This is a genomic window from Proteus sp. G4380, assembly GCF_963885725.1.
Lineage (GTDB): Bacteria > Pseudomonadota > Gammaproteobacteria > Enterobacterales > Enterobacteriaceae > Proteus > Proteus mirabilis.
Genome location: NZ_CAWPAV010000118.1, coordinates 1 through 11,826, shown reverse-complemented (window position 1 = coordinate 11,826; position 11,826 = coordinate 1). Strand labels below are relative to the sequence as shown.

Genomic DNA, 11,826 nt, shown 5'->3' with positions numbered 1-11,826 from the left:
AGAGCAAAAAATTAACTAATAATTATCCCTTCATCATTAAAACGATGAATAAACAAACATTTTTAAATACTATTTTCACAATAATACAAAAGAGATAAATAAAATTATTTTAATTGTTTCTTATACGAAACTAATATAATAAATCTATTAATTCACATAAACCTATAAATATAGAAAAATAATCTCTTAGAAAAAACATGACTAATTCATCATAAAACCATTGCATTTATTCATGAGGTAAATAGATTTTATATGAGGTATAAAAAGGCAAGGAGAGCTACTTTTGCCTTGAAAGAAAGAGCCACAAGCGAGACAAGCCGTACTTTATCTCGCTTGATAAGCGTGTTTTTTACAAGATAAGCTGATTTACAGCTGCCCCTCTTTTTTGCGGATCAAATAACGATAAGGTGTTGCTTGCGTCTCTTGCTGTAATAGGTCATGTTCCATAAAACGACAAAAACCGGGAATATCACGCACTGTAGCCGGATCATCAGCAATCACCAACAGTGTTTCCCCCTGAGCCATATTTCTTATGGTTTTACGCACTAACATAACAGGCTCAGGACAACGTAGTCCTAAGGTATCTAATGTTTTTGTCGCATCATCAAATTGGGCATTCATTGTATTAACCATTTTTTCGCACTAACAGATAGCACTATTATATCTCGCTTTGCCTCGCACATCACTGCACATTCATCAACTTCACGTTGAGTTATCGCCGATCTTTGCTTTTGTTGCGCAACAAGAGTATGATGCGCATCCTCTCCTGATGAGAGAAAATCATACGTTTTATTGGGTTCCCTCACCCCAATCACTAAAAAGGTACAATTTATGTATAGGTTTACCTCCCGCCAAAAAGCGGCGGCGCTATTATGGCTTTCGTTATTTCATATATTGATAATTACTTCTAGTAACTATCTTGTTCAATTGCCTATTTCTATTTTTGGCTTCCATACCACATGGGGTGCATTTACTTTTCCATTTATTTTCTTAGCGACAGATTTAACTGTTCGTATCTATGGAGCCCCTCTGGCAAGACGCATTATTACTGCCGTTATGATACCGGCATTAGCTATTTCCTACCTAATATCAACACTCTTTTTCCAAGGAAGTTGGCAAGGTTTTGCCTCACTCAATGATTTTAATATCATGGTGGCAAGAATAGCGACAGCAAGCTTTATGGCGTATGTGTTAGGGCAAATTATGGATGTTTCTGTCTTTAATCGTTTAAGACAGCAACAAAAATGGTGGGTAGCACCAAGTGCAGCGATGTTTTTTGGTAATTTCTTAGATACTGTTGCCTTCTTTTTTATTGCCTTTTATCGCAGTACAGATGCGTTTATGGCGGCCAATTGGGTCGAAATAGCGCTCGTGGATTACACTTTTAAATTGACGATTTGTATGCTGTTTTTCTTACCGGCCTATGGCGTATTATTGAACTTTATTTTGCGCTATTTTTTTGCACAAGAAAATCAACAACAAAGCTATGCTCAAATCCGTCCTTAGCTGATTGACTCCCCCAATAAGGCTTTATTCTTTGCACAATAAAGCCTTAGCTTACTTTTACCAATACCTTGATCTACCGGCAATAAATACCATTATTTAGCATAATAAGTGAAGACACCGCACTACTATTGATAAATGATAAAGAGTAAGACTTTTATTGCCTAGCAATACAAAAATTAACCCGTTTCAATATAATATTTTTATTATCAATTAAACTATTAAAGTATTCTGGATCATCTCAGCTTTTTTCCATCTCGGTTAAGATGATATTCCCCACCATAAAGATTTTTTACTCTTTTGAAGATAGTAGGAGTCTATTATGTTAAAAGTTATTCAATCCCCAGCGAAGTATATCCAAGGGCCTGATGCGTTATATCATATTGGGAAATATACAAAACCTTTGGGTGAGAGAGCATTGATTATCGCTGATAAGTTTGTCATGGATCTGGCTGGCAGCATCGTCAAAGACAGCATGACACAGTATGAAGTCAATGGACACTTTGAACAGTTTCACGGTGAATGTACACATAAAGAGATTGACCGCTTAGTTGAGATAGCCAAACAACAAGCCGCTCTTGTTATCATTGGTGTTGGGGGAGGAAAAACCCTTGATACCGCCAAAGCCGTCGCCTATAAATGCCAGTTACCTGTGGTGATCTCTCCGACTATCGCATCAACCGATGCTCCTACTAGCGCACTTTCTGTTATTTATACAGAATTAGGCGCATTTGATAGCTATCTTTTCTACCCGAAAAATCCTGATATCGTTGTTATGGATACCAATGTAATTGCCTCAGCACCACCACGTTTATTAGTGGCAGGGATGGGAGATGCCTTAGCGACCTATTTTGAAGCAAGAGCCTGTAGTCGAGCACAAAAGCAAACAATGGCTGGAGGTAAAACCACCCTTGCAGCACTGGCATTAGCAGAGCTTTGTTATCACACCCTACTTGAAGATGGCTATAAAGCCAAACTGGCCGTCAGCCGTAGTGTGTGTACTACTGCGGTTGAAAATATTATCGAAGCAAATACCTTTTTAAGCGGTATTGGTTTTGAAAGTGCCGGATTAGCCGCCGCACATGCAATACATAATGGTTTCACTGCATTAGAAGAGTGCCATGCAATGTATCACGGTGAAAAAGTCGCCTTTGGTACTCTAGTTCAACTAGTGCTAGAAAATAGCCCGTTAGAAGAGATCGAAGAAGTACTCGATTTCTGTGTTCAAGTTGGCTTACCTGTTACCTTAGAAGAATTAGGCGTACATGCTACAGGTGATGAATTAAATGAAAAAATCATGGCTGTCGCAGAATTAAGCTGTGCAGAAGGTGAAACAATTTACAATATGCCATTTGATGTTGATTCCGATAAAGTGTTTGCGGCGATTATGGCAGCAGACCAATTAGGGCGTGAGTGGTTATATTAAGGATTAATATTAATGGCGCCAACAGGGTGCTCTGTACCCTGTTGACTCACAATGTGATGTAAAGTAATAAAAAAGGGAATAAAAGATCGACTTTTATTCCCAAATTGCTTGTTATTGTAATCAGTGACTACGTTATTGTTATCTCATTAATTTTTTCTACAATGCCCGAGCTAATAAGCTAATTGGGTGTTCACATTTTTTGGTTGTTGACATTTCTATTTGCCATTTACAGGTTTCGCAATCTGTAATGACTAAATCACAACCACTCTCTTCAATTTGACGGAATAATCCCGCCCCAATGCCTTGCGCAACATCGTAGTTTTCCGATTTAAAACCATAAGTACCGGCAATACCACAACATTGTGAATCTAATACAATCACTTCTACCCCAGGAATACGTTTGATTAAATCAATGGAGTAAGCCGCCCACCCCATTTTTTCCATATGGCAAGGGGTATGATAAACCACTTTTAATGGGGTATGTTTTAATGGTAATTCACGCCCTTCTTCCAATAACCGATAAATATAACGTGTTGCTAATTCTATATTTTCCCGTACTTTTGAAGTATCAATATCTAGAATATGTTCATATTCATCACGAATAGTGAAAGTACAAGTAGAAGATGTAGCAACAACCGGAATGTTGTTCTCCACAATTTTTTCTGTCAGAGATTCAAGGTTTACGGTAGCTTGTTTTTTCGCTTGTTTCACAAAGCCGTTGGCAATTAATGCAACACCACAACATTTTTCACGTTTTAATAGTTGAACACCAATATCCATTTTATTGAATACTTTAACTAAATCTTTCCCTAATTGAGGGTGATTGTAGTTAGCATAGCAACCGTGGAAAAACGCAACCTGATCTTTAAAGCGTGCTTGCTCTTCAACCTGTTTTTTCATCCATGTTCTAAATGTACCAAAAGAGTATTTGGGTAATTCACGACGATGGTCGATTTTAAGCGCTTTATCCAAGATTTTACGTACTGGTTTTAATCCGGTAATAGTGTTAACAATCGGCGCCATTGGCGTAGAGAGCGTTCCCATTAAATCAGTATGACTTAAAATAGCATCACGAATTTTAGGTGTTTTAGGATTGTAGTTAAGTTTAGCACGGGAAATGATATCCCCTATTTTTACATCTGAAGGACATGCCACTTCACAACGTTTACAGTTAGTACAGTATTTCAGTGCTTCATCATAAAGCATGGGATCTTTTAAGCGTAAACGCTCACCATCAGGGCCAGCTTGTTTAGGTCCAGGATAGAGTGGATTGACCTTTGCCACAGGACAATAGGTTGTACAAACTGTACATTTAATGCAACTTTCAAAACTGGTATCTTGTAAACTCATAGTATTGTCTCCACAGCCGCAGATGTGGTGTGCTGCGATTTATCACTCTGTAATATTTGTTGAGCTGCATAGAGTGCACTTATCATGGAGACACCTGCACCACAGCCTTCATTTAGAGGATCAAAACCACCTAAAAGCGCCCCCACCGCATAGACATTGTCTAACGCTTCACCATATTTTAACGGTCTTAATTGACTATCTGTATTAACACCAAATCGCATATAAGGCTGTTTGGCAAACACATTGACTTGTGTCCACTCATTACGCGGTAAGCTTTCTAACAAATCTAATTCCATTAATGGCTCGTAAATACGATCAAATTCCGCAATTAAGCCATTATTGAAAAAACTGCCTGTGGCTAATACGACATGCTCGCTACGGATAGGGATATCAGTATGATTACGGGTATGAATACCGACAACCTTATTACCGACTAAATCGGCTTCTTCTGCGCGATCACCCGGCATGATCAAACCACCTGCTTGTTGAAAACGCAGTTTTAGTGCCTGATGTAGGCGAATACCTAATAATGAAGGCGGTAATGTCGGTAATAGACAAATTGGTTTACCCACACACTCTTGTAATAAATTAACTGGCGCTTCTTCATCTAGCCCGATACATGCAGGTAGTACAATCGCCTCAACACTATTATCTATGTGTTTAATTAATTCTTCTGCTAATGCTTGCGTGTTTTCAGGCTTATCTAAATAGCGCGCAATATTAATTGCTCTAAACTCACTTGGATTATCACGTAGTCTATCCAATAAAGGTAAATGAATGTGATAAGGAATGGCCTCAATACCTTGTTCATTTAAAGTACTACTTGCAAACTGAGGTTGAAAATCCAAGAATCCCTCAATCCCCACCACCGCTATTTTTTTCCATGGGAATGGTTGATTAACGCTATAAGTCGGCACGCGCTGTGGGCTCATCCAACTCATGCGAGAACGTCCAACCGGGGTAATACGGTAATGGTTTTCATCACCGTTACCTTTATAGTCTAAATTTCTCGTGGTTGATAACAGCGTTTGCGCTTGCTCTATCAATTGAGTGACATTTGCTTCACCAATACGACTATATGGGTGCTCTGGTGCTTGTTGTGCCAGTGTTGATAACGCTTGTTTCGGATGAGAAACTGGCGTGCCATCAGGAAGATGCGTTAATAAATCCAGTGATCCAGATGAAAAATGTAACGCACTTTGTCCATTACTGATAATGGCGCAAGATTTGCCCGCTTCAGCAAGGCGGATCCCCGCAGTCAGTCCCGCTAATCCGCTTCCTATAATGATAACGTCAAATTTCATCATCGGCCTCCACTGAAGCTGTTTTATCAATCATATCGGCATCTAAGCCACATAAACCTTGGTACACCCAACTGGTAAACTCACTTTCACGTAACGCATTACCCCATGCGATAGGACGAATACCTTTCCAACGTTCATTTAGAAAATGAGCAAGTTGTTGTTCGGAGCCATGAGGCGTTGTGACTTGTAAACGATTTAATAATCCTGCTGCGCGACAAGCACATAACTCACCTTGGCAAGTTCCCATTCCCACACGAGTACGACGGCGTAAATCAAGCAAATTATTCACGGTTAAAGAATTCACTGCATAACGAACTTCACCGGCCGTGACCGCTTCACATTCACACACTAAGCTTTTATCAATACGCTCATTACTCAATAATTTATTGGCTAAATCGCCATGACGATAAACCGCTGAGCCTCGAATTGGCGCCGGTAACGACACCACACTACGCAATGCTTGCTCTGCTGATTGGCGAGAGCCAGGCAGTGGCTCTTCAGCCGTGGTACATTTTGCTGAAATATTTAATTTCTCACAGATCTTGTTTGTGGCCCATTCAGCCATTAATCGGTAAGTCATTAATTTACCACCGGTTATGGTGATAAAGCCCTCGAGTCCATCCCGTTGTGCGTGGTCAAGTAATACAATACCGCGGCTTACATTACGGCCAGAAGGATCATCGTCGCTGGCCACTAAAGGACGTACACCGGCATAAGCACGTAAAATACGGGTTTGAGCCAGTTTAGGTGCCAGCATCGAACCTTCGCGGATCAGGATATCAACCTCTTCAGGGGTGACATACATATTGTCGATTTCATCATAAGGAACGCGAGTTGAGGTGGTTCCTATTAATGAGATGGTATCGCCAGGCACTAAAATATCGGCATCCGCAGGCTTACGACAGCGGTTGATCACCATATTATTGATACGGTGTCCTAAAATCAGTAATGCCCCTTTTGCTGGGAACATGCGGACTTTTAAGTCACCATATTCTGCAATTTTTTGTCCCCATATTCCTCCGGCATTGGCCACTATTTGTGCGCGGATCTCATACATATTTTTAGATTGATGATCATAAACACGTACACCTTTCACACGGTCGCCTTCACGGATCAAGCCCATCACTTCATGATAAGTGAGTACTTGCGCACCATGTTCACGTGCATCTAACATATTGGCCGCCGTTAAGCGGAAAGGATCAACCGTACCATCAGGTACTTTAACCGCACCAATAAGATTAGGATTCACCGAAGGCTCTAAGCGAATAGCTTCTTCAGGTGAAATGGCTTGAGCATCAATACCTGCCGCTTGGCAAGATTGAATAAAGGTTTGTTGGAATTCTAACGAATCTTCAGGGAGAGTAATAAAAAGGCCATCCGTTTTTTCAACACAATGACGAGCGACCCGTTTTAAGATCATGTTTTCTTCTATACACTCACGCGCTGATTCCGGATCGGTCACTGCATAGCGTGCGCCACTATGTAATAAACCATGGTTTCGACCGGTTGCACCGGTTGCGATATCGTGTCTTTCCAGTAGGATACAGCGTAATCCACGACGAGCACAGTCTCTTGCCATGCCTGCCCCCGTAGCTCCACCGCCGATAATAATGACATCTGTTTCTGTCACTGGTGAACCGCTCATCATAGAGATGCCCTCTCACATTACATTCAGCAAACGCTTAATTATTCTTTAACGTTAATTATAGTGTATAAGATACACAAAAAATGTGGTTAATGTTTGATAATGAGCAAAAACGAAAGAGAAACGCTCATGAGTGAAAAATTAAAACGACATATGTGATACTAATCACAAATTATTTACCAGAAAGTGTTTCATAAAGTTAACATATCACTCAAAATTACACATCTTGAAAAATTATTCGACAACTGAGTATTACTTCACAGTAAATTTGCTTCAACAAGTTTACTATTACGTTCGTTAAAGAAAATTTTTTGATTACTTTGTTGTTCGTTTTGTCATTGTTTAATATCAACATATTAAAATAAAAGCCATCGGAGGCTAATATGTTAAGTCTGTTTAGACCTGCGCCGCATAAAGCGCGTCTGCCAAAGGAACAGATAGATCCTGTCTATCGCCGTTTACGTTGGCAAATCTTTATGGGGATTTTCTTTGGTTACGCTGCTTATTATTTAGTAAGGAAAAACTTCGCTTTAGCAATGCCTTACCTCGTAGAAGAGGGATTCTCTAAAGGGGATCTGGGTTTTGCTTTATCAGGGATCTCGATTGCTTACGGTTTCTCTAAGTTTATCATGGGGTCATTCTCTGACCGTGCTAACCCGCGTTACTTCTTACCCGCAGGTCTTATTCTTGCATCCATTGTGATGTTAATTATGGGCTTTGTGCCATGGGCAACTTCGAGCATTATGATCATGTTCGTGCTGTTGTTCCTGTGTGGTTGGTTCCAAGGTATGGGTTGGCCTCCTTGTGGACGTACCATGGTTCACTGGTGGTCACAAAAAGAGCGTGGCGGTATCGTCTCTATTTGGAACTGTGCTCATAACGTCGGTGGTGGTTTACCGCCATTGCTGTTCCTGTTAGGTATGGCATGGTTTAACGACTGGAAAGCAGCATTATATATGCCAGCATTCGCGGCTATTTTAGTAGCGATGATTGCGTTTGCATTAATGCGCGATACACCACAATCTTGTGGTCTACCTCCTATCGAAGAATATAAAAACGATTATCCACCTGATTATAAAGAAACAGACGAACAAGAACTGACAGCAAAAGAAATCTTTATGAAGTATGTTTTCCCTAACAAACTTCTGTGGATGATTGCAATTGCTAACGTATTTGTTTACTTACTTCGTTACGGCGTATTGGACTGGTCTCCGACTTATCTTCGCGAAGTCAAAGATTTCGCCATGGATAAATCCTCATGGGCATACTTCTTATATGAATACGCAGGTATTCCAGGCACACTGCTGTGTGGTTGGATGTCAGATAAAGTGTTCAAAGGTAACCGTGGTGCAACTGGGGTATTCTTTATGACCTTAGTAACCATTGCCACTATCGTATTCTGGATGAACCCAGCAGGTAACCCGAACATTGATATGGCATGTATGTTAATCATTGGTTTCTTAATCTATGGTCCTGTTATGCTAATTGGTCTGCACGCCCTTGAATTAGCGCCGAAAAAAGCTGCGGGTACCGCTGCGGGCTTCACCGGTCTATTCGGTTACTTAGGGGGTTCTGTTGCGGCAAGTGCTATCGTAGGTTACACCGTTGACTACTTCGGTTGGGACGGTGGCTTTATGGTCATGATCGGCGGTAGTGTATTATCTGTTGTGTTATTACTTATCGTGATGATAAATGAAACCAAACACAAACGTGAAATGTCACAGAAGTATGAATAATCATTAACTGATTATTTATGAAATTGATTAAATCTCATCTCTAAAAATCAAGCCACATCAACTTTCTGATGTGGCTTTTTTATTGCCAACTGTACATAGCTTTATTGTACGAAAATGAAAATGGAGCAACTTTATGAGTACACCTTTCAAACTGAAACCGTTAGTGGCGGGCGTTCTTTTAACTCTATCTTTAAGTACAATCGCACAAGCAGCAAGCGATAAAGTAGTGATTGCCCATCGTGGTGCCAGCGGTTATTTACCTGAACACACCTTACCTGCCAAAGCACTCGCCTATGCACAAGGTGCCGATTATCTAGAACAAGATCTGGTGATGACAAAAGATAACCAACTGGTTGTCTTGCATGATCACTATCTCGATCGTGTCACCGATGTTGCTGAACGCTATCCAGACAGAGCAAGAAAAGATGGCCGTTACTATGCTATCGATTTTACTCTTGATGAGATCAAAGGACTGAAATTTACCGAAGGTTTCGATATTGTTGACGGTAAAAAAGTCCAAAGTTATCCAAATCGTTTCCCAATGGGAAAATCCGATTTTCGAATCCACACTTTCCAAGAAGAAATTGAGTTTATCCAAGGCTTAAACAAATCAACAGGACAAGATATTGGTATTTATCCTGAGATCAAAGCACCTTGGTTTCATGAACAAGAAGGGAAAGACATTACTAAAAAAGTTCTCGAAGTCTTAAAACAGTATGGCTATACCCAAAAGAGCGATAATGTTTATCTACAATCCTTTGATCCTAACGATCTAAAACGCATTAAAACAGAATTGATGCCACAAATGGGGATGGATTTAAAACTGGTTCAGTTAATCGCTTATACCGATTGGAATGAGACATATGAAAAACAACCAGATGGCACATGGACAAACTACAGTTATGACTGGATGTTTAAACCTGGCGCCATGAAAGAAATTGCGACTTATGCTGATGGCATTGGCCCTGATTATCATATGTTAGTAGAAGAAGACTCGACACCAGATAAAATCACCTTAACCGGTATGGCCGCCGATGCTCATGCCAACAAGTTAACCATTCATCCATTTACGGTACGAGTGGATAAACTACCTAAATATGCCAAAGATGGCGATCAGCTTTATGACATTATTTATAACCAAGCGGGTGCCGAAGGGGTATTTACTGATTTCCCTGATTTAGGGGTTAAGTTCTTACAAAAACAAGCTAAATAACCTTTATTTCTGTTATCCTGCTCTTATCAATAAAGGGCAGGATAATTTCCCTTGAGTTGCTCTGCTACTCTCACCGTGTCTCATAGTGAAAATCGCTCCGATTATCCATACGCTTTACTCGTTTGTTATCACAGTATATTGTGTTTTAGGCTAATTTTATGCTCGTTTAAATGCTCGTTTACCAATTTTTCGTATTTTTCCATATTATTCATATTAAAAAAGAGAGCCTAAACTCTCTTTTTAATCTGATTAGCAAATAAATTATGCTCTATAAACAGGGAAAGCAATCACATCACTAATGCGCTCAACACCGAGTGCGAGCATAATCAGGCGATCAACGCCTAAAGCAACCCCTGAACATTCAGGTAATCCAGCTTCAAGCGCAGCTAAAAAACGCTCATCAATAGGTTGTTCAGGTAATCCCATGGCAACACGTTGACGATTATCACGTTCAAAACGAAGACGTTGCTCTTTAGCATCCGTTAATTCACGAAAACCATTTGCTAACTCAACACCTTTAAAATAGACCTCAAATCGCTCTGCAACACGATGATCTTCTGAGCTAATTTCAGCAAGGGAAGCTTGTGAAGCAGGAAAATGATAGATAAAGGTTGGTTTTTCAAGACCAATATGAGGCTCTACACCTGACACAAAAAGTAATTGCAGTAGCGTATCTCTATTTTCTTCTGTGTCAGCAATATTTGATAAATCAAGCTTTGCCGCAACCTCACGTAACTTTTCTTTATCTGCAGATAAAGGGTCGATATCGAGATAGCGCAAAAAGGCTTGTTGATATGAGAGCGATTCAGACGCTTCACAATCAAGCACTTCTTGTAATAAATCATCGACTTCATTCATCAACCGGTACATATCAAAACAAGGTCGATACCATTCAAGCATCGTAAATTCCGGATTATGATATCTACCGGCTTCCTCGTTACGGAAGCAACGCCCCATTTGATAAATTGGCCCACTGTTCGCCGCTAATAGACGCTTCATATGGTATTCAGGACTGGTCATTAAATATAACTTTAGCCCTTGAGAAGCACCAGGCCCCACAAATTGGGTTTCAAATGGGCATAGATGAATATCGGTAACGGTAGCCTGACTCATCATCGGTGTTTCAACTTCTAAAACACCACGATCAGCGAAAAAACGCCTAATATTACTGACAATTTTCGCCTTTTTCAGTAAGTTGGCGATTGAGGCGCTTGGCTGCCAATCCGCGATTTCACTCATGAACGAAAAACTCCAACAGAAAACAAAGCGTGCAGTTTACTCGCATCCTCTTCAACAGACAAATTTCTTCCAGAAAAGATGTACCATATTTTCATTCCCACCAATTATATTGATTAAATATCGACAAACATATAAATTCAATCAATACAATTCTACAAATCATCTACTTTTTTTGCGTTTTTTCGTCACTAGCAATAGCACGTCTATCCCAAGCCAATAACGATAACAACTTTTTATGTCACTAATAGCGCAACGGTGTATCAAAAATAAAAATTAGAATAATTCTCTTTCTCAATTAAGTTCAACAATAAACTCATATTTTTCTTATATAGAATAAGTCTATTTTTTATCAATTTTAAGCACTATTTAATATTTAGCAGCGTTAAGTTTGATGGCTATTATAATCCTTA

Annotated in this window: 9 protein-coding genes; 4 read left to right on the top strand and 5 right to left on the bottom strand. The window is 39.9% G+C overall.

Annotation, left to right across the window (positions count from 1 at the left end):
• Positions 1–366: 366 nt before the first annotated feature.
• Positions 367–621 carry a sulfurtransferase TusA gene (gene tusA, locus AACU98_RS10600; RefSeq protein WP_004245397.1) on the bottom strand — a complete coding sequence of 85 codons (255 nt, stop codon included), beginning with the start codon at positions 619–621 and terminating at the stop codon, positions 367–369.
• Positions 622–831: 210 nt separating this feature from the next.
• Here tusA and AACU98_RS10595 point away from each other — a divergent pair, with 210 nt between their 5' ends.
• Together AACU98_RS10595 and AACU98_RS10590 are read left to right on the top strand one after the other, a co-directional pair.
• Positions 832–1,506 (top strand): 7-cyano-7-deazaguanine/7-aminomethyl-7-deazaguanine transporter, encoded by a 675-nt coding sequence (locus AACU98_RS10595; protein ID WP_004245400.1) that lies wholly within the window; start codon positions 832–834, stop codon positions 1,504–1,506.
• 319 nt (positions 1,507–1,825) lie between these two features.
• Entirely contained in the window at positions 1,826–2,929 is a 1,104-nt protein-coding gene (locus AACU98_RS10590) for a glycerol dehydrogenase (protein WP_004245401.1), read from the top strand.
• A gap of 156 nt (positions 2,930–3,085) precedes the next feature.
• Here AACU98_RS10590 and glpC read toward each other — a convergent pair whose 3' ends face one another.
• Genes glpC through glpA form a run of 3 tightly spaced genes read right to left on the bottom strand, consistent with a single transcriptional unit; the run spans position 3,086 to position 7,231 of the window.
• On the bottom strand, positions 3,086–4,279 hold the full coding sequence (glpC, locus tag AACU98_RS10585) for an anaerobic glycerol-3-phosphate dehydrogenase subunit GlpC (protein ID WP_004245402.1): 1,194 nt from the start codon (positions 4,277–4,279) through the stop codon (positions 3,086–3,088).
• Positions 4,276–5,583, bottom strand: a complete 1,308-nt coding sequence (gene glpB, locus AACU98_RS10580) for a glycerol-3-phosphate dehydrogenase subunit GlpB (protein WP_017628204.1) — start codon at positions 5,581–5,583, stop codon at positions 4,276–4,278. The genes glpC and glpB overlap by 4 nt, the downstream gene beginning before the upstream one ends.
• Positions 5,573–7,231: an anaerobic glycerol-3-phosphate dehydrogenase subunit A gene (gene glpA, locus AACU98_RS10575; RefSeq protein ID WP_004245405.1), complete on the bottom strand. Its 1,659-nt coding sequence runs from the start codon at positions 7,229–7,231 to the stop codon at positions 5,573–5,575. The genes glpB and glpA overlap by 11 nt, the downstream gene beginning before the upstream one ends.
• A 380-nt stretch (positions 7,232–7,611) precedes the next feature.
• Here glpA and glpT point away from each other — a divergent pair, with 380 nt between their 5' ends.
• Positions 7,612–8,964: a glycerol-3-phosphate transporter gene (gene glpT / locus AACU98_RS10570; protein WP_004245406.1), complete on the top strand. Its 1,353-nt coding sequence runs from the start codon at positions 7,612–7,614 to the stop codon at positions 8,962–8,964.
• Positions 8,965–9,097: 133 nt separating this feature from the next.
• Positions 9,098–10,177 carry a glycerophosphodiester phosphodiesterase gene (glpQ, locus tag AACU98_RS10565; protein WP_004248870.1) on the top strand — a complete coding sequence of 360 codons (1,080 nt, stop codon included), beginning with the start codon at positions 9,098–9,100 and terminating at the stop codon, positions 10,175–10,177.
• A gap of 261 nt (positions 10,178–10,438) precedes the next feature.
• On the opposite strand, the gene epmA is transcribed toward glpQ, so the two are convergent.
• A complete protein-coding gene (gene epmA / locus AACU98_RS10560) occupies positions 10,439–11,416 on the bottom strand; it encodes an elongation factor P--(R)-beta-lysine ligase (RefSeq protein ID WP_004245408.1) in 978 nt (325 codons plus the stop codon).
• Between the last annotated feature and the right edge of the window lie 410 nt (positions 11,417–11,826).

Excerpts from the sequence above, each read along its gene's own strand:
- glpQ (WP_004248870.1), top strand. The coding sequence starts at position 9,098 with ATGAGTACACCTTTCAAACTGAAACCGTTAGTGGCGGGCGTTCTTTTA.
- tusA (WP_004245397.1), bottom strand. The coding sequence starts at position 621 with ATGAATGCCCAATTTGATGATGCGACAAAAACATTAGATACCTTAGGA.
- glpT (WP_004245406.1), top strand. The coding sequence starts at position 7,612 with ATGTTAAGTCTGTTTAGACCTGCGCCGCATAAAGCGCGTCTGCCAAAG.
- AACU98_RS10590 (WP_004245401.1), top strand. The coding sequence starts at position 1,826 with ATGTTAAAAGTTATTCAATCCCCAGCGAAGTATATCCAAGGGCCTGAT.
- glpB (WP_017628204.1), bottom strand. The coding sequence starts at position 5,583 with ATGAAATTTGACGTTATCATTATAGGAAGCGGATTAGCGGGACTGACT.
- glpA (WP_004245405.1), bottom strand. The coding sequence starts at position 7,231 with ATGATGAGCGGTTCACCAGTGACAGAAACAGATGTCATTATTATCGGC.
- glpC (WP_004245402.1), bottom strand. The coding sequence starts at position 4,279 with ATGAGTTTACAAGATACCAGTTTTGAAAGTTGCATTAAATGTACAGTT.
- epmA (WP_004245408.1), bottom strand. The coding sequence starts at position 11,416 with ATGAGTGAAATCGCGGATTGGCAGCCAAGCGCCTCAATCGCCAACTTA.
- AACU98_RS10595 (WP_004245400.1), top strand. The coding sequence starts at position 832 with ATGTATAGGTTTACCTCCCGCCAAAAAGCGGCGGCGCTATTATGGCTT.